The organism is Amycolatopsis sp. NPDC004169 (assembly GCF_040610315.1).
Lineage (GTDB): Bacteria > Actinomycetota > Actinomycetes > Mycobacteriales > Pseudonocardiaceae > Amycolatopsis.
Genome location: NZ_JBEXMD010000045.1, coordinates 24,880 through 42,612, shown reverse-complemented (window position 1 = coordinate 42,612; position 17,733 = coordinate 24,880). Strand labels below are relative to the sequence as shown.

The 17,733-nt window shown below is 72.3% G+C and carries 17 protein-coding genes and 1 riboswitch; of the genes, 12 read left to right on the top strand and 5 right to left on the bottom strand.

What is annotated here, in order from left to right; all coding sequences use genetic code 11:
- Nucleotides 1-164 precede the first annotated feature (164 nt).
- From ABZX11_RS39730 to ABZX11_RS39720, 3 genes are read left to right on the top strand one after another with little or no spacing between them, the layout of a single operon-like run.
- The gene (locus ABZX11_RS39730) at nt 165-1,316 is read left to right on the top strand and encodes an exonuclease SbcCD subunit D (protein WP_354923375.1); all 1,152 of its coding nucleotides are present in this window, start codon (nt 165-167) and stop codon (nt 1,314-1,316) included.
- Complete coding sequence (locus ABZX11_RS39725; protein ID WP_354923372.1) at nt 1,313-4,264, top strand: SMC family ATPase; 2,952 nt, start codon at nt 1,313-1,315, stop codon at nt 4,262-4,264. Before ABZX11_RS39730 ends, ABZX11_RS39725 begins: the two co-directional genes overlap by 4 nt.
- 21 nt (nt 4,265-4,285) lie before the next feature.
- The gene (locus tag ABZX11_RS39720; protein ID WP_176174964.1) at nt 4,286-4,477 is read left to right on the top strand and encodes a DUF1737 domain-containing protein; all 192 of its coding nucleotides are present in this window, start codon (nt 4,286-4,288) and stop codon (nt 4,475-4,477) included.
- Here ABZX11_RS39720 and ABZX11_RS39715 read toward each other — a convergent pair.
- Nucleotides 4,429-5,856 carry an AlkA N-terminal domain-containing protein gene (locus tag ABZX11_RS39715; protein WP_354923369.1) on the bottom strand — a complete coding sequence of 476 codons (1,428 nt, stop codon included), beginning with the start codon at nt 5,854-5,856 and terminating at the stop codon, nt 4,429-4,431. The two genes, ABZX11_RS39720 and ABZX11_RS39715, sit on opposite strands and share 49 nt — an antisense overlap.
- Before the next feature lie 102 nt (nt 5,857-5,958).
- Here ABZX11_RS39715 and ychF point away from each other — a divergent pair, with 102 nt between their 5' ends.
- The 5 genes from ychF (at nt 5,959) to ABZX11_RS39690 (ending at nt 9,332) form a co-directional block, all read left to right on the top strand.
- Nucleotides 5,959-7,041: a redox-regulated ATPase YchF gene (gene ychF, locus ABZX11_RS39710; RefSeq protein WP_354923366.1), complete on the top strand. Its 1,083-nt coding sequence runs from the start codon at nt 5,959-5,961 to the stop codon at nt 7,039-7,041.
- 51 nt (nt 7,042-7,092) lie between these two features.
- A complete protein-coding gene (locus ABZX11_RS39705; RefSeq protein WP_176174967.1) occupies nt 7,093-7,683 on the top strand; it encodes an HTH domain-containing protein in 591 nt (196 codons plus the stop codon).
- Nucleotides 7,680-8,147 carry a hypothetical protein gene (locus ABZX11_RS39700; protein ID WP_354923362.1) on the top strand — a complete coding sequence of 156 codons (468 nt, stop codon included), beginning with the start codon at nt 7,680-7,682 and terminating at the stop codon, nt 8,145-8,147. The genes ABZX11_RS39705 and ABZX11_RS39700 overlap by 4 nt, the downstream gene beginning before the upstream one ends.
- On the top strand, nt 8,147-8,479 hold the full coding sequence (locus ABZX11_RS39695) for a hypothetical protein (RefSeq protein ID WP_354923359.1): 333 nt from the start codon (nt 8,147-8,149) through the stop codon (nt 8,477-8,479). The genes ABZX11_RS39700 and ABZX11_RS39695 overlap by 1 nt, the downstream gene beginning before the upstream one ends.
- 121 nt (nt 8,480-8,600) lie before the next feature.
- Nucleotides 8,601-9,332: a hypothetical protein gene (locus ABZX11_RS39690; RefSeq protein WP_354923356.1), complete on the top strand. Its 732-nt coding sequence runs from the start codon at nt 8,601-8,603 to the stop codon at nt 9,330-9,332.
- A gap of 405 nt (nt 9,333-9,737) precedes the next feature.
- On the opposite strand, the gene ABZX11_RS39685 is transcribed toward ABZX11_RS39690, so the two are convergent.
- Nucleotides 9,738-10,022, bottom strand: a complete 285-nt coding sequence (locus ABZX11_RS39685) for a 4a-hydroxytetrahydrobiopterin dehydratase (RefSeq protein WP_354923353.1) — start codon at nt 10,020-10,022, stop codon at nt 9,738-9,740.
- A gap of 32 nt (nt 10,023-10,054) precedes the next feature.
- Nucleotides 10,055-10,161, top strand: a riboswitch (TPP riboswitch).
- 22 nt (nt 10,162-10,183) lie between these two features.
- On the opposite strand from ABZX11_RS39685, the gene ABZX11_RS39680 reads away from it, so the two are divergent.
- The 4 genes from ABZX11_RS39680 (at nt 10,184) to ABZX11_RS39665 (ending at nt 14,630) form a co-directional block, all read left to right on the top strand.
- Nucleotides 10,184-11,227 (top strand): thiamine ABC transporter substrate-binding protein, encoded by a 1,044-nt coding sequence (locus ABZX11_RS39680; protein WP_176174973.1) that lies wholly within the window; start codon nt 10,184-10,186, stop codon nt 11,225-11,227.
- A gap of 44 nt (nt 11,228-11,271) precedes the next feature.
- Complete coding sequence (locus tag ABZX11_RS39675; protein WP_354923451.1) at nt 11,272-12,828, top strand: iron ABC transporter permease; 1,557 nt, start codon at nt 11,272-11,274, stop codon at nt 12,826-12,828.
- A complete protein-coding gene (locus tag ABZX11_RS39670) occupies nt 12,828-13,862 on the top strand; it encodes an ABC transporter ATP-binding protein (protein ID WP_354923350.1) in 1,035 nt (344 codons plus the stop codon). The genes ABZX11_RS39675 and ABZX11_RS39670 overlap by 1 nt, the downstream gene beginning before the upstream one ends.
- 120 nt (nt 13,863-13,982) lie before the next feature.
- A complete protein-coding gene (locus ABZX11_RS39665) occupies nt 13,983-14,630 on the top strand; it encodes a DUF998 domain-containing protein (RefSeq protein ID WP_176174975.1) in 648 nt (215 codons plus the stop codon).
- 51 nt (nt 14,631-14,681) lie between these two features.
- Here the strand turns inward: ABZX11_RS39665 and ABZX11_RS39660 are convergent, their stop codons facing one another.
- Genes ABZX11_RS39660 through ABZX11_RS39650 form a run of 3 tightly spaced genes read right to left on the bottom strand, consistent with a single transcriptional unit; the run spans nt 14,682 to nt 17,625 of the window.
- A complete protein-coding gene (locus ABZX11_RS39660) occupies nt 14,682-15,560 on the bottom strand; it encodes an ABC transporter permease subunit (RefSeq protein ID WP_176174976.1) in 879 nt (292 codons plus the stop codon).
- Nucleotides 15,557-16,531, bottom strand: coding sequence for an ABC transporter ATP-binding protein (locus ABZX11_RS39655; RefSeq protein WP_354923346.1), 975 nt, complete (start codon nt 16,529-16,531; stop codon nt 15,557-15,559). The genes ABZX11_RS39660 and ABZX11_RS39655 overlap by 4 nt, the downstream gene beginning before the upstream one ends.
- Nucleotides 16,528-17,625, bottom strand: a complete 1,098-nt coding sequence (locus ABZX11_RS39650) for an outer membrane lipoprotein carrier protein LolA (protein ID WP_354923344.1) — start codon at nt 17,623-17,625, stop codon at nt 16,528-16,530. Before ABZX11_RS39650 ends, ABZX11_RS39655 begins: the two co-directional genes overlap by 4 nt.
- Nucleotides 17,626-17,733 lie beyond the last annotated feature (108 nt).

Genomic DNA, 17,733 nt, shown 5'->3' with positions numbered 1-17,733 from the left:
CAAAAAACGCACCCGAACCGTCGCTCTGGGTAGCTGACCTGCGAACACATCGATTCACGGCAGGGCGTGTCCGATCTTGCCCGCTCGTGTTAGTACACACGTTCGAGTGAGAAGGCGGCGTGCCTGCGCGATTTCGTCGGACGCGGGTCGTACCGTTGGCCACCGTGAGATTCCTGCACACGTCCGACTGGCACATCGGCCGCACGTTCCACGGCGCCGATCTGCTCGCGGAACAGGAAGCGGTGCTCGGGCACCTCGCCGACCTCGTGGCCGGCGAGGCGATCGACGCCGTCCTGGTGGCAGGCGACATCTACGACCGCGCGGTCCCCTCCGCCGAAGCCGTGCGGGTCGCCACGAAGGCCGTCGCCCGGATCCGCGCGGCCGGCGCGCAGCTCGTCGTCACACCGGGGAACCACGACTCCGCGCCCCGCCTCGGCGCCTTCGCGGAGTTCGCCGCGGCCGGCGGCCTCCACCTGCGCACCACCGTCGCCGGGCTGGCCGAACCGGTGCTCCTCGACGGTGACGGCGGCCCGGTCGCCGTCTACGGCATCCCTTACCTGGAACCGGAACCGGCGCGCCACGCACTCGGCGTGCCGGAGGCGCGCGGCCACACCGGCGTGCTCACCGAGGCCATGCGCCGGATCCGCGCGGACCTGGAAACCCGGCCCGGCGTCCGCTCGGTCGTGCTCGCGCACGCGTTCGTCACCGGCGGCGAACCCACCGACTCCGAGCGGACGATCGCGGTCGGCGGCGTCGAGCAGGTGCCCGGCTCGGTCTTCGACGGCGTCGACTACGTGGCCCTCGGCCACCTCCACGGCCCGCAGACGCTCGCCGAGCACCTGCGCTACTCCGGCAGCCCGCTGGCGTACTCGTTTTCCGAAGCGCGCCAACGCAAATCCGTCTGGCTGGTCGAGGTGGACGAGCACGGCCTGCACGAGGTCCGGCGCCACGAACTGCCCGTGCCGAGAGCCCTCGCCACCCTCGAAGGCGACATCGAGGACCTCCTGGCCGACCCGGAACACGACCGATACCTCGACCACTTCCTCTCCGTCACGGTCACCGACCGGGTCCGCCCGGTCGACGCGATGCGGCGGCTGCGCGAGCGGTTCCCGTACGCGGTGCACCTGGAGTGGGAGCCTGCGGGCGGGCACGCCGGCGCCCCGCTGCGCTATTCCGACGCCGTCCGCGGCCGGTCCGACATCGAGGTCTCGCGCAGCTTCCTCGACGACTGCCGCGGTGCCCCGCCGAGCGAAAGCGAAGAGCAGCTCCTGTTCCTGGCCCTGGAAGCGGCCGACCGGGGGGCCCTCGCGAAATGAGGCTGCACAGGCTGGAGGTCGAAGCCTTCGGGCCGTACTGCGCACGCGAAGTGGTCGACTTCGACGTGCTCGGCGCCGACGGCCTCTTCCTCCTGCACGGCGAAACCGGCGCGGGCAAGACGACGCTGCTCGACGCGATCGCGTTCGCGTTGTTCGGCGTGGTTCCCGGCGCCCGCAACGAGGCCAAACGGCTGCGGTGCGACCTCGCCGAGCCCGACCAGGTCACCGAGGTCGCGCTGGAGCTCACCGTGCAGGGGCACCGGCTGAAGATCGTGCGAAACCCCGAGTACCAGCGGCCGAAGCGGCGCGGCGAGGGCACCACCACTCAGCAGGCGCGGGTTTCGCTGAGCTGGGTCGGCACCGCACCCGCCGGGCTGCCGCCGGAGGGCCTGATCCGGATCGAAGAGGTCGCGCGCACCGTCGAGCGGCTGCTCGGAATGACCGCGGCCCAGTTCTTCCAGGTCGTGCTGCTGCCCCAGGGCGAGTTCGCGCGCTTCCTGCGTTCGGACACCGCCGAGCGCGAGAAGCTCCTGGAGCGGCTGTTCGGCACCGAGCGCTTCGCCGACGTCGAACGCTGGTTCGCCGACCTGCGCGCCGAGCGCGGCCGGGAGCTGGCCGAACGCCAGCAGAAGATGCGGGAACTCCTGGCTCGGTACGCGCAGGAAGCGCAGCAGGAGCCGCCCGAGGCGGACATCCCCGAGTGGGTCTGCGCGGTGCTCACGGAGTCCGCCGGCCGTGTCGCCCGGGTCACGGCCGAAGAGGAGCAGGCCAGGGCGACCGCGCAGCGCGCGGACGTCTACCTGCAGGAAGAACGCGCGGGCGCGGAGAAGATCCGCCGGGTCCGCCACGCCCACCTGCGGCTCCTCGAAATCACCGAGCAGGCGCCACAGCGGGCCGAGTGGGCGCAGGAGGTCGCGGCCGCGCGGCGGGCGGCCGGCGTCGCCGTGGAGGCGGACCTGCTGGATCGGCGGATGGCCGAACTGGCCGAAGCCGAGCAGGCGGAGAAGGCCCGCGGGGCTCGGCTGCGGGAGTTCGGCACCCGGGCCACCGGCGACCTGAAGGCGCGGGCGGCCGCCGCGCGCGAAGAGGCGGGCGCGGTCGCGGAGCTGGTCGCCGAGGCCGAACAGCAAGAACTGGACGTCATGCGCCGGGACGACCGGAAGCTGGCCGCCGTCACGGCCGGGCAGCAGGTCGAGGAGCTGACCGCCGAGCTGGCCGTGCTCCCCGGCCAGCTGGCGAAACTGCGTGCGGACGCGCTGACGGCGGCCGAAGCCGAGGCGAAACTCGACGGCGCCAAGGCGAAGGTGGAGGAACTGCGCGCGTTCGCCCGTGACGCGGCCGAGCTGCCCGAGGCCCAGGCGAAGGTCCAGCGCGGCGAAGCCAAGCTGCGCGAGGTCGTCGACACGCACCAGGCGGCCCGGCAACGCCGGCTCGACCTGCGCGAGCGGCGGCTGGACGGAATGGCGGCCGAGCTGGCCGCCGCGCTGCCGGACGGCGCGCCGTGCCCGGTGTGCGGGTCGGCCGAGCACCCGGCGAAGGCGAGCCGGGACGTCGAACTGGTCGACCCGGCCGAGGAACGCGCGGCCGAGGAGGCCGAGCAGGCGGCGGACGCCGTTCGACAGCGGGTCGTCGTCGCGCTGGAGGAGGCGAAGGCGCGGCTGGCCGGGCTGATCGAGCGGCTGGCCGGGCGCACGGCCGAGTCGATCACCGCCGAGCTGGCGGAGGCCCGCGCCACCGTCGCGGAACTGACCACGCAGGCCGCCGCGAAGGCCAAGCTGAGCCAGCAGGTCGTCCTGCTGGAGCGCGACTTCGAAGCCCGCACCGAACGCCTGCGCCGGGCGGAGCAGGCGGCCACCGAAGCCACGACCGACGTCCGCGCCCTGGAGGAGCGGCTGGCCGAGCGGGAACGCCGCCTGGTCGCCGGCCGGGGCGAGTTCGCGGACGTCGGCGCGCGCCGGCAGCACCTGCTCGGCCTGGCCGAGGCCCTGGAGGCGGTCGCGGAGGCGCGCACCGCGGTCACCGGCGCCCGCGAGCGGGTGGCCCAACAGAAGACGCTGGTGGACGCGGCGGTCACGGCGAAGGGGTTCACGTCCCTGAAGAGGGCCCGGGCCGCGATGTTGCCGGACGAGCAGATCGAGAAGCTCGAACAGGGCATCGCCGAGGCCGAGGCGGCCGCCGCGGGCGCGCGGGCGCTGCTGGCCGAGCCGGACCTGTTCGGGATCTCGCCGGACGACGTGGCGGACGTCGGCCGCGCGGCCGACGCGGCCCAGCTGGCCCGGGCCCGTGCCGATTCCGCGTACGCGGCGCTGCGGGTGGCCACCGCGCAGCACGAGCAGCTGAACCGGCTGGCCGGGCTGCTCCGGGAAGCACTGGCCGGGCTCGAGCCGGCCGAGGCGGAGTATGCGGAGCTGCGAGCCCTCTCGGAGGTCGTCAACGGGCGCGGGCAGAACAGCCGCAAGATGTCGCTGCGGTCGTACGTCCTGGCGGCGCGGCTGGAAGAAGTCGCCGTCGCCGCCACGCACCGGCTCCGCACGATGAGCCAGGGCCGGTACTCGTTCGTGCACTCGGACGCGGCCGGGGCACGCGGCACCCGCGGTGGCCTCGGCATCGACGTGCTGGACGACTACTCCGGCACCATCCGCCCGGCGAAGACGCTGTCGGGCGGCGAGTCGTTCCTCGCGTCGCTGGCCCTCGCGCTGGGGCTGGCCGACGTCGTGGCGGGGGAGACCGGTGGCGCGCTGCTGGACACCCTGTTCGTCGACGAGGGCTTCGGCACCCTGGACGCCGAAACCCTCGACGTCGTGATGAACATCCTCGACGAGCTCCGGGCCGGCGGGCGGGTGGTCGGGCTGGTCTCGCACGTCGAGGAGCTGCGGCAGCGCATCCCGACCCGGCTGCGCGTCCGCAAGTCCCGGACCGGGTCGACATTGGAGGTGCGCGCGGGCTGAGCACCCGGCCAAGATGAAGCCATGACCGATCAGCCGCCGAACGGCCTGCCCCGCTACCGCCTGCTCACCGGCCCGGACGACGCCAAGTTCTGCCATCGGGTCAGCGAAGCGCTCGAGCTGGGCTACCGCCTGCACGGTTCGCCGGCCGCGACGTTCGACGGCGATCAGGTCATCGTCGCCCAGGCCGTGCTCTGGCCGGGCGAACAGGGCTGAGCGGCCGCGCGCCGGAGGTACATCCCGGCGTAGGAGCACCACGGCGTCCACGCGCGGGACTGCTCGCCGAGCGAGTCCGGTGCGATGCCCAGGCGGGCAGCGCCGCGGCGGACGGCGGGGTCGTCGGCGAGCAGGACGTCCGGAGCGCCGAGGACGCGCATGACCACGTAGTCAGCGGTCGACGGGGCGACGAACGCCAGCAGTTCCGCCCGCAGCTCCGCCGCGTCCCGCCCGACGTGCACGTCGAGCTTGCCTTCCGCCACCGCGACGACTCCGGCGTGGTTCGGCAAGGCCGCGGCGACCTGGGCGGCGGTCGGGAACAGCCGGGTCACGCCCCACTCGCCCGGCACCTCGTCGCCGTCCGGCGGCGGGCCGTCGAGCAGCGCGCGGAGCAGCAGTTCCTCGCCGTCGACCGCGCCCGGCACCCGGATCCCCGGCACGGCCGCGACCACCGGGGCCAGCACCGGGTCGGCGCCGAGGACACGGGTCACCGCCGCGGGGTCGGCGTCGAGGTCGAGCAGCCGGCGCACCCGGCTGACCGCGCTGCCGAGGTCGCGCAGGTCGGTGAGCACCAGCTCGCAGCGCACGTGATCGGGCAACGGCGTCAGCCGCACGACACCGGTGCCGTGGGCGAGCCGCAGCGTGCGCGCGTAGGACTCCGAGGTGACCTCCTCGACGCCCGGCACCGCGTTGTCCGCGAAGAAGCTAAGCAGCCCCGAAGCGTCGAACGGCGGCCGGAACGGCAACCGCAGGCTGAGCCGGGTGCCGCTCACGTCGCCCAGACGCCCACGCCGTGACGCCGCGGAGGCGCGAAGCTGCGAAGGCGTCGTCGCGAACACTTCGCGGATCGTCTCGTTGAACTGCCGCACGCTGGAGAAGCCCGCCGCGAAGGCGACGTCGGTCAGCGGCAGCTCGGACACCTCGATGAGCAGCCGCGCCGAATGCGCGCGGTGCGCCCGGGCCAGCGCAAGCGGCCCCGCACCCAGCTCGGCGGTGAGCACCCGGCCGAGCTGGCGTTCCGAGTAGCCGAGCCGCCGCGCGAGCCCCGGGACGCCTTCGCGTTCCACCGTGCCGTCCGAGATCAGGCGCATCGCCCGCGCGGCCAGGTCGGCGCGCACGTTCCAGTCCGGAGAGCCGGGCACGGCGTCGGGCAGGCAGCGGCGGCAGGCGCGGAAGCCGTTGGCCTGCGCGGCCGCCGACGTCGGGAAGAAGCGGACGTTCTGCGCCTTCGGCGTCGACGCCGGGCAGGACGGGCGGCAGTAGATCCCGGTGGTGCGGACGGCCATGATGAACTGGCCGTCGAAGCGCGGGTCGCGGGCGGTGACCACGCGGTAGCAGCGCTCGGCGTCACGCCAGAGTGAAAGCGTCTCGGTGACCATGCAGCCGAGCATGTCAGCAGGTCAGCGCGGCCGCTGGCGGAAATCCGCCACGGCGCTGGGTGCGTGGGGCCCGACCGGGGCAGCCACGTAGACTGCGGGGTCGTGAGCCTCACCCTCGGTATCGTCGGCCTGCCCAACGTCGGCAAGTCCACCCTGTTCAACGCGCTGACCCGCAACGACGTGCTCGCCGCGAACTACCCGTTCGCGACGATCGAGCCGAACGTCGGCGTCGTGCCGCTGCCGGACCCCCGGCTGGACAAGCTGGCCGAGTTGTACAAGTCGGAGAAGACGGTCCCGGCCGTGGTGTCCTTTGTGGACATCGCGGGCATCGTGAAGGGCGCGTCCGAGGGTGCCGGGCTGGGCAACAAGTTCCTGGCGAACATCCGTGAGGCCAACGCGATCTGCCAGGTCATCCGCGTGTTCGACGACCCGGACGTGGTGCACGTCGACGGCCGGATCGACCCGTCGAGCGACATCGAGACGATCAACACCGAGCTGATCCTCGCCGACCTGCAGACCCTCGACAAGGCGCTGCCGCGGCTGGAGAAGGAAGCGCGGACGAAGAAGGAGAACAAGCCCGCGCTCGACAACGCCCAGAAGGCGAAGGAAATCCTCGACGCCGGGCGCACGCTCTTCCAGGCGCAGAGGGAAGTCGACTTCGAGGCGCTGCGCGAGCTGAGCCTGCTGACGACGAAGCCGTTCCTGTACGTCTTCAACGCCGACGAGTCGGTGCTCACCGACGAGGCCCGCCGCGAGGAGCTGACCAAGCTGGTCGCGCCGGCGGACGCGGTGTTCCTGGACGCCAAGGTCGAGGCGGAGCTGCTGGAGCTGGACGACGAGGAGTCGGTGCGCGAGCTGCTGGAGTCGGTCGGCCAGCCGGAGCCGGGGCTCTACTCCCTGGCCCGCGCGGGCTTCCACACCCTGGGCCTGCAGACGTACCTGACGGCGGGCCCGAAGGAGTCCCGCGCCTGGACGATCCCCCAGGGCGCCACGGCCCCCCAAGCGGCGGGCGTGATCCACACGGACTTCGAGCGCGGCTTCATCAAGGCGGAGATCGTCTCCTACGACGACCTGATGGAGGCGGGCTCAATGGCGGCGGCGAGGGCGGCGGGCAAGGTCCGCATGGAGGGCAAGGACTACGTCATGGCCGACGGCGACGTGGTCGAGTTCCGCTTCAACGTGTAACGGTCGGCTACTGACTGTCGTTTACGTTGGACGCAGGATATACTGCGTCCAATGAAAGCTTCGCCGAGCTTGCTCCCCCTGCTCCGCTCACGCATGCAGGGCGAGCTGCTGGCGCTGCTCCTCCTGCACCCGGAGCGCGAGTACAGCATCACCGAGCTCGCCCAAGAGTTCGGCGTCTCGGCGACCACCGTGCTGCGCGAAGTCGAACGGCTCGTCGGCGGCGGCATCTTCGAAGACCGGCGCGTGGGCCGCAGCCGGCTCGTCAAAGCCCGCACCGACACCCCGCTCTACCGGCCGCTGAGCGAGGTCATCGCGGTGACCTTCGGCCCGATGCCACTGCTCGCCGAGGCTCTGTCCGGCCTGGCCGGCATCAGCGAGGCCTACATCTACGGCTCCTGGGCCGCGCGCTACCGCGGTGAGCCGGGGCCGCCGCCCGGGGACGTCGACGTCCTCGTTGTCGGCTCGCCCGACCCCGACGCGCTGTTCGACCTGGCCGAGACCGTGTCGCGGCGGCTGGGGCGCGAGGTCAACGTCCACCGCATCTCGCCCGCCGCGTGGGCGGCCGACAGCACCGATCCCTTCCTCACCAGCGTGCGTGAGCGCCCGCTGGTCCCGCTGCCGCTCGAGCAGGAGACCCGATGACCCGGTGGAACCAGGGCCGCGTCACGATCGACGCGCTCCTCGCGCGCGGCTCCCTCGAACGCGTCCCGGCTTCGCGCGAGGCCGCGGAGGCGGAGATCGCCAGGGCCCGCACGCACGTCGCCTCGGCGCGGCAGCTGCTGGAGTCGGACCCGGAGGGCGCCTACACGCTGTTGTACGACGGCGCCCGCCGCGCGCTGGCTGCCGTGCTGCAGAACCAAGGCCTGCGCGCCACGAGCCGGGGTGGCCACATCGCTGTCTACGAGGCGGTTCTCGCGCAGCTCGATCCGCCGCTGGGACCGCTCCTGCGCCCGTTCAACCGGATGCGGGTCCGTCGCAACGAAGTCGCCTACCGGTCGTCCGAGGCGCCTTCGGTGACGGCCGAGGACGTCACGGCCGACGTGGCGAAGGTCGACGACCTCATCGGCGTCGCCGAAAAGACCATCCCGAACATGGCCCGCTACTGATGGCGACCCGTCCGCTGACGCCGAACGAGCGGACGACCCTGGACGCGTTGCTCGCCGGCGACTTCCCCGGCGCCGCCGAACTGCGAGCCCAGGCGCCGACGGCCCGGGTGAGCGGACGCTGCGACTGCGGGTGTCCGAGCATCAACCTGGAAGTCGACCGGACCCTGCCGATCGCGGTGGTCGCCGACCCTCCGGTCGCAATCGAAGCCGACGCACCTGGCGGCGGGCTCATCGTGTTCGCCGAAGACGGCCGCCTGTCCTGCCTGGAGTACTGGACCACGACCGATGACGTGCCGGCCGGGTTTCCGCCGCCGGAGCACATCGCCTTGTAGCCCGCCCGAATCGGCCGGTATTGGGCGAGCCGGGTGGTGACCGCTCGGTAACGGCCCCCGCCGGGCCGCCCGGCCATTAGGATCGGCCGCCGCATCGTCCGGTGGCTGGAAGGTTCTCACGATGGGGCAGAAAACGGCAGCGAATCCGGTGCCGCCGTGGACGCAGCGCGATGAAGTGCTGTGGTACACCTGTTACCTCGCCGCCCTGCTGGCCGGCGGGCAGAGCACGCAGGACGTCTATGAGGTGCTCGCTCCGTTTCCGCCGACGATCGGCGGCGACGAAAAGTTCTGGGCCTGCGGGTCGTTCGTGCTCTCCGACTTCCGGGCGCTCGGCGACGGCAGCTGGCAGGTCAGCACGCCCGTGGTCTTCGGCACCGGCGCGGTCGGGCTGGGGCTCGTCGCCGGGACGCTCGTGGGCGGGTCGATCGCCAAGTCGCGGGCGCGCCGGGCCGCGCAGGCCGCGGCGGTGCCGCGCTGGGTCCCCATCGAGCAGGGGAACGTCTACCTGAGCCAGTACGGCTTCTACATGCACACCCCGAGCGTCCTGCGCTGGCCCTGGACCGACATCTCCGGTCTGTCGGTCGTTGCGCCCGCGACCGTGCACTTCAGCGGGAACAGCGAGCACGGCCCCATTTCCTGGATGCTCCAGTCGGATTGGGCGGAACTGCTGTTCGTCTCCTGGGCCCTTGCCGTGCACCCCCGCCACCCGCAGCTGTTGACCGGCGGGTGGCTCCCGCCAGGGTGGGTCGAACACGCCCGCTTTCACCAGCGCGCACCGCGGGCGGCGCCGGGGGCGGGCATTCCGGGCATCGCCGCCCCGGAGCCGCCCGAGACACCGGGCCAAGCCGGGTAGCCCGCCGGACCTGCTGGTCCGACCGGCCAGTGCGGCCTAGCCGAGCAGGCCCAGCAGGGCGATCGCGATCAACACCACCGCGGGGGCGAGTGCGTTGATCCAGGCGCGCTGGGCGGCGGTCAGGGCGGTGCTGTTCATGGCGTTCCCGGGGGTGTGAAACCGATGCTTCCGCTCCGAACAGCGCGCCGATCATGGCCCGCGTTAACAGCTGTGATCGAACTCTCAGCTGTCCAGGTGACGGCGGTTGCGGGCGGTGAACCAGAGCACTCCGCCCGCCGCCGCCACCATCGTCGCGAACGCTGCCGTGCCGACCACGATTGCCTGAGTCATCTCGTCTCCCTCCCGAAGGTTCCGGTAACCGAGAGACGTCGAACCCCGGGAAAAGTGCACCCAGAGTAACCAGGATCACAGGGCGGCGAGCACCGCGTCGATCTCGGCGGCCAGTGAGAAGTCCTTCGCCGTCAAGCCGCCCGCCGAATGCGTCGAGAGCCGGAACGTCAGCGTGCGCCAGCGGATGTCGATGTCCGGGTGGTGGTCGGCGGCCTCGGCCAGCTCCGCCACCCGGTTCACCACCTCGATCGCCTGGGGGAAGCTCGCCAGCTCCACCTCGCGCGAGATCACCGCACCCGTCCTGGTCCAGCCCGCGCCCAGCCGTCCGTCGGCCTCGGAGTCGCTCAAGATTTCCGTCATGTCTCCATCGTCCTGCGTCCTCGACTACGCTGCACGGTTGCCACGGGAGTCCGGCGGGTGCCGGGCTGAGAGGCGGGTATCCGCGACCGTTCGCACCTGACCGGATCATGCCGGCGACGGGAGGGCTTCCCCTCCGCGTCCGGCGAAGTGCAGGAGGGTAGATGAAACGCAGGGCTGCGACGGCCATCGCCGTCGTCGGCGTGGTCGCCGCCGGGTGCTCGCTGTCGGACGGGGACGGCGGCACGCAGCAGACGCCCACCGTCACCCTCGTGACGCACGATTCCTTCCTCGCGCCGCAGGAGGTGCTCGACGCCTTCCAGAAGCAGTCGGGCATCAAGGTCTCCGTGCTCAAGCAGGGCGACGCCGGATCGCTGACCAACAAGCTGGTGCTCACCAAGGCGAACCCGATCGGCGACGTCGCGTACGGCGTCGACTCCACCTTCGCCTCGCGCGCGCTCAGCGAGGGCGTCTTCGAGCCCTACACCAGCCCGGAGGCCGACCGCGGGCCGCAGCGCTACGCCGTCGACCCCGAGCACCGGCTCTCCGCGGTCGACGTCGGCGACGTCTGCGTCAACGTCGACACGAACTACTTCACCGGCAAGGGCCTCCCCGCGCCGGAGACCTACGACGACCTGGCCGACCCGAAGTACAAGGACCTGCTGGTCGTCGAGGACCCGGCGACCGCGTCCCCCGGGCTGGCGTTCCTCCTCGGCACCATCGCCAAGTACGGCGACGCCGGCTGGAAGGACTACTGGACGAAGCTGAAGGCCAACGGCGTCCAGGTCGTCAGCGGTTGGGAAGAGGCCTACACCAAGCAGTTCTCCGGCTCGTCCGGCAAGGGGCCGCGGCCGATCGTCGTCTCGTACGCGTCCTCGCCGGCCGCCGAGGTCGGCGACGACGGGAAGCCGCGCACCAAGGCGCTGCTCGACACCTGCTACCGGCAGGTCGAGTACGCCGGCGTGCTGGCCGGCGGCAAGCAGGTCGAGAACGCCCGCAAGGTGGTGGACTTCCTGCTGTCCCAGCAGTTCCAGGCGACGGTCGCGGCCAACATGTACGTCTACCCGGCGCGCCAGGGTGTCGACCTGCCGCAGGGCTGGGCGCAGGTCGCGCCGCTGCCGCAGAAGCCGCAGACGCTGCCCGCGGACCAGGTGCAGGCCGGACGCGAGAAGTGGATCGGCGAATGGCGCACGCTCGTGCAGCAGTAGCCCCACCCCGCACCGCCCGCGGGTTGGGCCTGGCGCTGCTCGGCCTGGCTCCGATCGGTTTCCTGGTGGTGTTCTTCGCCTGGCCGGTCGTCGCGATCATCGGCCGCGGGTTCGCCGCAGGTGGCCTCGACGTCGTCCTCGGCGATCCGCGGACCTGGCAGCTGGCCGGGTTCACCGTCGGGAGCGCGGCCGCGTCGACGGTGGTCGCGGTGCTGGCCGGGCTGCCGGTGGCGTTCCTGCTGGCCCGGGTGCGGCTGCCCGGCGTCGGCCTGGCGCGGACGCTGGTGCTCGTGCCGTTCGTGCTGCCGACCGTGGTCGTCGGGCTGGCGTTCCGCGCGCTCTGGCCGGACGGCGGCGTGCTGCCGATCGTGCTGGCCAACGCGTTCTTCAACGTCGCCGTCGTCGCGCGGACCGTCGCCGGGCTGTGGGCGCGGCTCGACGCCCGGACGACCGACGCCGCCCGGGCGCTCGGCGCGTCGCCGTGGCGGGCGTTCCGGTCGGTGACGCTGCCCGCGCTCGCGCCGGCCATCGCGTCCGCCGCGGCCGTGGTGTTCCTGTTCTGCGCCACCAGCTTCGGTGTCGTGCTGATCCTCGGCGGCGCCCGCTACCGGACCCTGGAAACCGAGATCTACCTGCGGACGGTCGACCTCCTCGACCTCTCGGGGGCCGCCGCGCTGTCGCTGATCCAGTTCGCGGCCGTGGTCGCCGCGCTGGTGCTCGGCGGGCTGGCCCGGCGGCGCCGGGACGGCGCCCGGATCGGTCCCGGCGGCGCCCGGCGGCCGCGGGGCGGCGAGTGGTGGGTCGTCGGTGCCGCGGGCGTCGTGCTCGCGTTGCTGGTGACGCCGATCGTCGCGCTCCTCGCCGAATCGGTGTCCACTGAGGACGGCTGGAGCCTCGCCGGTTACCGGGCCCTGACCAGCACCGGCGAGAAGGGCGCGCTCCAGGTGTCCGGCTGGGACGCCGCGCTGAACTCGCTCAAGGTGGCGATCGACGCGACGCTGCTCGCGATGGTCGTCGGCGTGCTCGCGTCCGTGGTGCTGGTGGCGCTGCGCCGGTCGCCCGCGAGAGCCGCGCGGGGCCTCGGCGAGACGATGGACGCCGTCCTGATGCTGCCGCTCGGGGTGTCCGCGGTGACCGTCGGCTTCGGGTACCTGGTGACGCTCGACGCGCTGCCGGGCGACCTGCGGACGTCGCCCTACCTGGTGCCGCTGGCCCAGGCGCTGGTGATCATCCCGCTGGTGGTGCGGATGGTGCTGCCGGTGCTGCGCTCGGTCGACGTCCGGCTGCGGCAGGCCGCGTCGACGCTCGGGGCGAGCCCGCTGCGGGTGTGGCGGGAGATCGACCTCCCGCTGACGCTGCGGCCGCTGGTCGCGGCGGCGGGGTTCGGGTTCGTCGTGGCCCTCGGCGAATTCGGCGCGACGAGCTTCCTCGCCCGGCCGACGGCGCCGACGCTGCCGGTCGCGGTGGCGACGCTGATGGCGCGGCCCGGCGAGCTGAACAACCAGATGGCGTACGCGGCGTGCGCGCTGCTGATGCTCGTGACGGTGCTGGCGGTCGCGCTGATCGACCGGCTCGGGCGCGGCGGGGTGGGAGAGTTCTGATGGCGTTGTCGGTGCGGGACCTGACTGTCCACTACGGAGCGTTCGCGGCGGTCCGCGACGCTCGCCTGGACATCGCCGACGGCGAGGTGCTGGCCCTGCTCGGCCCGTCCGGCTCGGGCAAGTCGACGCTCCTGCGCGCGATCACCGGCCTCGAGCCGTCCGCCCGCGGCACGGTGAGCTGGGACGGCGAAGACCTCGGCCCGGTCCCGGTCCACCGCCGCGGCTTCGGCCTGGTGTTCCAGGACGGCCAGCTGTTCACCCACCGCGACGTCGCGGCGAACATCGCGTTCGGCCTGCGCATGCACGGCGTCCCGCGGTCGTCGTGGGCACCGCGGGTGGCCGAGCTGCTGGAGCTGGTGGGCCTGGCCGGCTTCGAGAAGCGGCGCGTGACCGAGCTGTCCGGCGGGCAGGCACAGCGGGTGGCGCTGGCGCGCGCGTTGGCGCCGAAGCCGCGGTTGCTGCTGCTGGACGAGCCACTGTCCGGTTTGGACGCGGGGCTGCGCGAGCAGCTGGCGATCGACCTGGCGGACTTGTTGCGGCGCAGCAAGATCACGGCGTTGCTGGTGACGCACGACCAGGAGGAGGCGTTCACGCTGGCGGACAGGGTCGCGGTGCTGGACGCGGGGGAGGTCCGTCAGGAGGGCGCGGTCCGCAGGGTGTGGCGCAACCCGGCGGACGACGAGGTGGCCCGGTTCCTGGGGGTGACGACGTTCGTGGACGGCACCGCGACGGACGGGCGCGTGCGCACGTCCCTCGGCGAAGTAGCTCTCCCGGAGGTCGCCGACGGCCGGGTGCGGCTGGGGTTGCGGCCGCACGCACTGCGCGTCGCCGGCGAGGGTGTGCCGGGTGAAGTCGTGGCGGCGGTCCACCGGAGGGAACACGTGCGGCTGGTGGTCCGGCTGGCGGAGTCCACTGTGGACGCGGTGGCCCCGGCGGCTTCGGATTTGCGGGCGGGGGACGCGGTGAAGCTGCAGTTCGACCCGGACGGCATCGCGCTGATCGGCCAGGACACGGCGAGAAACGCATCCGCATAACGTTTCGGTGTCTGTTGTATTCGCGGGCTCTGGTCGCGCGACATCTGTCGTGCACAAAGCTCCGGATTCCGGTCGACGGCCGGATCCCGGGGTTCGCGACAACGGCCCGAGGAGCTGGTCATGGCCAATGGTGACGCAAACCTGGTGCACTCCTACCGATTCCTGCGGAAAGCGATCGGGATCATCGGGATCGCCCTGCCCTGGGTGCTGATGATCGGGAAGTCCCTCATCTGGGGCGGTGGCCTGCTGGGCTCGATCAGCGGCTACTACTACAGCGAACTGCGTGGTGTCTTCGTCGGCAGCCTCTGCGCGGTCGGGGTTTTCCTGCTGTCCTACCGCGGGTACGCCACGCGGGGCGACCTGATCAGCACCTTCGCCGGCATCGCGGCAATCGTCGTCGCCCTGTTCCCGACCACGCCTCCGGGAAACTACAACGGGACGGACCAGGTCTTGGCCGCGGTGCACGCCACGGCCGCCACCTGTTTCTTCGTGGCGCTCGCGCTCTTCTGCCTGTGGCTTTTTCCCAGTCACCCGGAAAAGCGGCCCGGTCAGCCGCCGCAGTCGAATGATCCTCGGCGCAAAATCTACGTCACGTGCGGTGTGGTGATCGTCCTGGCTTTGGTGCTCATCGCGATCTTCGGGTGGTTCGCCCACAACCGGCTCGGCCCGGTGAACCCGGTGCTCTGGCTGGAGACGATCGCGATCTTCGCGTTCGGTGTCGCCTGGTTCGTCCGCGGTACGACCGAAAAGCAGAACACCGGAAGCTAGCCGGACACCGTGTTCTCCCCGAAGCCGGGCTTGCCGGCTCCGGGGAGAACCTCAGCCGTCTCGGGTGGACAGCCTTGCGTATGCCAGCGACAGCCCGATCACGATGTAGCAAGCCGCGCGCAACGCACCCTCGCCCAGCATCTGCGTCCCCATCGGGTCCTGCAGGACCTCCGCCGGGGCCATCGACCAGTTCTGCGTCAGCAGGAACGGGTGCAGCCAGTCCAGCGACGTCAAGAACCCCAGGATCGTGAACACGATGTCGCCCGCCAGCACCGAGGCCACCACCAGCATCGGGTGCTCCGTCCAGCTGGAGATCGCCAGCGCCACCGCGCCGACCGCCCACAGCTGCAGTACCACCCAGCCCGCCACCAGCAGGATCCGCGCCAGTGCGCCGCCCAAGGACAACGTCGTTCCCGACAGCGTGAACAGCGAATCCGTGCCGTTGATGATCAGGCCCGTCACCACGCCCGTCACGCACATCGCCAGCACCGAAACCACCGACACCGTCGCGACGCCGAACGCCTTGACCGCCAGCAGGCGGCCTCGGCCGACCGGGGCGATCAGCCAGCCGCGCAGGGTTCCGTGGGACGTCTCACCCGCGATCGCGTCCGCGCCCGCCATGGCCGACGCCAACGGCAGCAGCAGCGCCAGCGACATCACGATCGCCGCGATCGGCAGCACGAACGCGTTGTTGACCGCCGACGCCAGGAGGGCTCCGCCGCCGTCGTTCGGGCCCCCGCCCGACGACGCCGCGTCGTCCACCAGGGTCAGGCCGATGCCGATCACCACCGGGATCAGCGCCAGCAGCCCGAGCACGGCCAGCGTGCGCGGTCGCCGGAAGATCCAGCGCAGCTCCGCCGCCAGCAGCCGGGTCAGCGGCACCGTGTCGTGGCCCGTGCGGGCCGCCGGCGCTTCCAGGACCGCGGTCATTCCGCCCCCTCCGTCAGCCGCGCGAACAGGTCTTCCAGCCCGGTGCGGGCCCGCGTCGCCTCGTGGACCGCGACCCCCGCGCCCACCAGGACCTCCAGGACACGGGGTGCGGCAGTCGCGGTGAGGTCGGCGCGGACGCCGTCCGGCGTGAGCCGCGCGCCGATCCGGTTGTCCCGCAACACTTCCATCGCCTTCTCCGCGTCCGGCGTGCGGACCAGCAGGGCCGCGTTCCCCGACTCCAGCAGCTCCGCCAGCTCGCCCTGCGCGACGACGTTCCCCGACTGCAGCACGGCCACGTGCGTGCAGGTCGCCTCGACCTCGGCCAGCAGGTGCGACGACACCAGCACGGTGACGCCCTCGGCGTGCAGCTCGGCGACGATCCTGCGGATCTCCCTGGTACCCGCAGGGTCGAGGCCGTTGGTCGGCTCGTCGAGCACGACCATCTTCCGCGGCACCAGCAACGCCGAAGCGAGCCCGAGCCGCTGCTTCATGCCGAGCGAGTACCCCTTGTACCGCCGCCGCGCCGCGCCGGTCAGGCCGACGCGCTCCAGCGCCGTGTCCACCGCGGACGGAATGCCGGCCGACGTCAGCCGCGGTTCGGCCGCGGCGAAGCGCAGCAGGTTGTCGCGCCCGGACAGGAACGGGTGGAAGCCCGGCCCCTCGACCAGCGCACCGACGTCCGGCAGCGCGTGCGCGGCCGCGTCCGGCATCGGACGGCCGAGCAGCTCGACCTCGCCCTCGGTCGGCCGGACCAGCCCGAGCAGCATCCGGATGGTCGTCGTCTTGCCCGAGCCGTTCGGCCCGAGCATCCCGACCACCGCGCCCGCGGGGATGTCGAGGTCGACGTGGTCGACCGCGACCGTGCTGCCGTAGACCTTGCGCAACCCCCGGGTGCGCGCGGCCAGGGGGACCGCCGGGGCGGACGCCTCCGAAGAGACCTCCGCCCCGGACTGCACCGTCGTGCTGGTCACTTCTGACCCAGCGCCTCGTACAGGACCTGCTCCGGCACCGCACCGGCGGCGAAGCGGCCGTCGTCGGTCAGCACGGCGGTGCCGACCTTCGTGGTGAAGAGGTAGCCGCTGCCCCAGGTGCCGCTGACCTTCTTGCCGAACCGCTCGAGCAGCGCCTTCGGGTCGGCGTTGGCCCCCCGGCCCTCCCGCCCGGACTGCTGCTTCGGCGCCGCGTTCAGCGCGTCCGCCGGGACCTTGCCGGTGACGACGGTGTCCCAGCCGTCGCCGACGACCTTCGTGTCCTGCTTGGCCTGCTCGGCCAGGTCCTTGGCGTGCTGGTCGACCTGCGGCGTCTTCTCCTGCACCTTCGCGCCCTTCGGCGGGGTGAAGGTGAACAGGTCGGCCGGCTGCTGGGTGAACTCGATCTCGGTGAACGCGACCTCCAGCGCCGGCGTCGCCGTGCCGTTGCTCAGCACCGACACCCGCAGCGGCATCCGCGTCTGCGAGTCGACCGCGACGCGGATCTCGCGCAGCAGCGTCCGCTCGGTCGGCTTCGGCGTCAGGACCAGCTCGTAGGCCGAGCGGCCGGCGACGGACGCGGTGCCGTCGACCGACACCGTGCTGCTCTCGCGGACCTTCGCGAGCAGTTCGGTCGACGCCGCCAGCGGGTCGGCCGTCTTGTCGCTGCCCGCGCCCTTGCGCTGGGCCACGTCGGCCGGGACGGTCAGCTTGGTCGCGGTGTTCGTCTTGGAGCTGTAGTCCCAGACGGTGGTGCCGTCGTGGACCACGGTCTCCTGGCTCGCGCCCTGCGTGACGGCCAGCCTGCTCTTGCCGGCGCCGTCGGTGAAGATGTGGGCGGAGTCCATGTTCAGCGCCTGCGCGCCCGGCACCGCGTTCCCCACCGCGGGCAGGCCCAGGTCGTTGCTCACCTTCAGCGTGCCGTCGAACGCGCCCGGCTTCGCCTTGACCACCGACTGCACCAGGTCCTCGGCGCTCACCTGCGGCAGCGCCGGCTTGTCGTCGGCACTGGCCGGCATCGCGACGAACGCGAGCCCGCCGGCACCGAGCGCGGTGCCGAGGACAGCGGCCGTGATGCCCTTCGTCTTCGGTTTCATGCGTCTCTCCCTGTGGTGTTCCCGGACTCGAGTGTGCCCGGCTCCCTGGCCACGACGCTTCCCTCTCGAGGCTGAGATACCACTGAAGGTTCTCTCTCCGACACTGAG

Excerpts from the sequence above, each read along its gene's own strand:
- ABZX11_RS39670 (WP_354923350.1), top strand. The coding sequence starts at position 12,828 with ATGGCGTTGTCGGTGCGGGACCTGACTGTCCACTACGGAGCGTTCGCG.
- ABZX11_RS39705 (WP_176174967.1), top strand. The coding sequence starts at position 7,093 with ATGAAAGCTTCGCCGAGCTTGCTCCCCCTGCTCCGCTCACGCATGCAG.
- ABZX11_RS39725 (WP_354923372.1), top strand. The coding sequence starts at position 1,313 with ATGAGGCTGCACAGGCTGGAGGTCGAAGCCTTCGGGCCGTACTGCGCA.
- ABZX11_RS39695 (WP_354923359.1), top strand. The coding sequence starts at position 8,147 with ATGGCGACCCGTCCGCTGACGCCGAACGAGCGGACGACCCTGGACGCG.
- ABZX11_RS39700 (WP_354923362.1), top strand. The coding sequence starts at position 7,680 with ATGACCCGGTGGAACCAGGGCCGCGTCACGATCGACGCGCTCCTCGCG.
- ABZX11_RS39665 (WP_176174975.1), top strand. The coding sequence starts at position 13,983 with ATGGCCAATGGTGACGCAAACCTGGTGCACTCCTACCGATTCCTGCGG.
- ABZX11_RS39720 (WP_176174964.1), top strand. The coding sequence starts at position 4,286 with ATGACCGATCAGCCGCCGAACGGCCTGCCCCGCTACCGCCTGCTCACC.
- ABZX11_RS39685 (WP_354923353.1), bottom strand. The coding sequence starts at position 10,022 with ATGACGGAAATCTTGAGCGACTCCGAGGCCGACGGACGGCTGGGCGCG.
- ABZX11_RS39680 (WP_176174973.1), top strand. The coding sequence starts at position 10,184 with ATGAAACGCAGGGCTGCGACGGCCATCGCCGTCGTCGGCGTGGTCGCC.
- ABZX11_RS39660 (WP_176174976.1), bottom strand. The coding sequence starts at position 15,560 with ATGACCGCGGTCCTGGAAGCGCCGGCGGCCCGCACGGGCCACGACACG.
- ABZX11_RS39650 (WP_354923344.1), bottom strand. The coding sequence starts at position 17,625 with ATGAAACCGAAGACGAAGGGCATCACGGCCGCTGTCCTCGGCACCGCG.
- ABZX11_RS39715 (WP_354923369.1), bottom strand. The coding sequence starts at position 5,856 with ATGGTCACCGAGACGCTTTCACTCTGGCGTGACGCCGAGCGCTGCTAC.
- ABZX11_RS39690 (WP_354923356.1), top strand. The coding sequence starts at position 8,601 with ATGGGGCAGAAAACGGCAGCGAATCCGGTGCCGCCGTGGACGCAGCGC.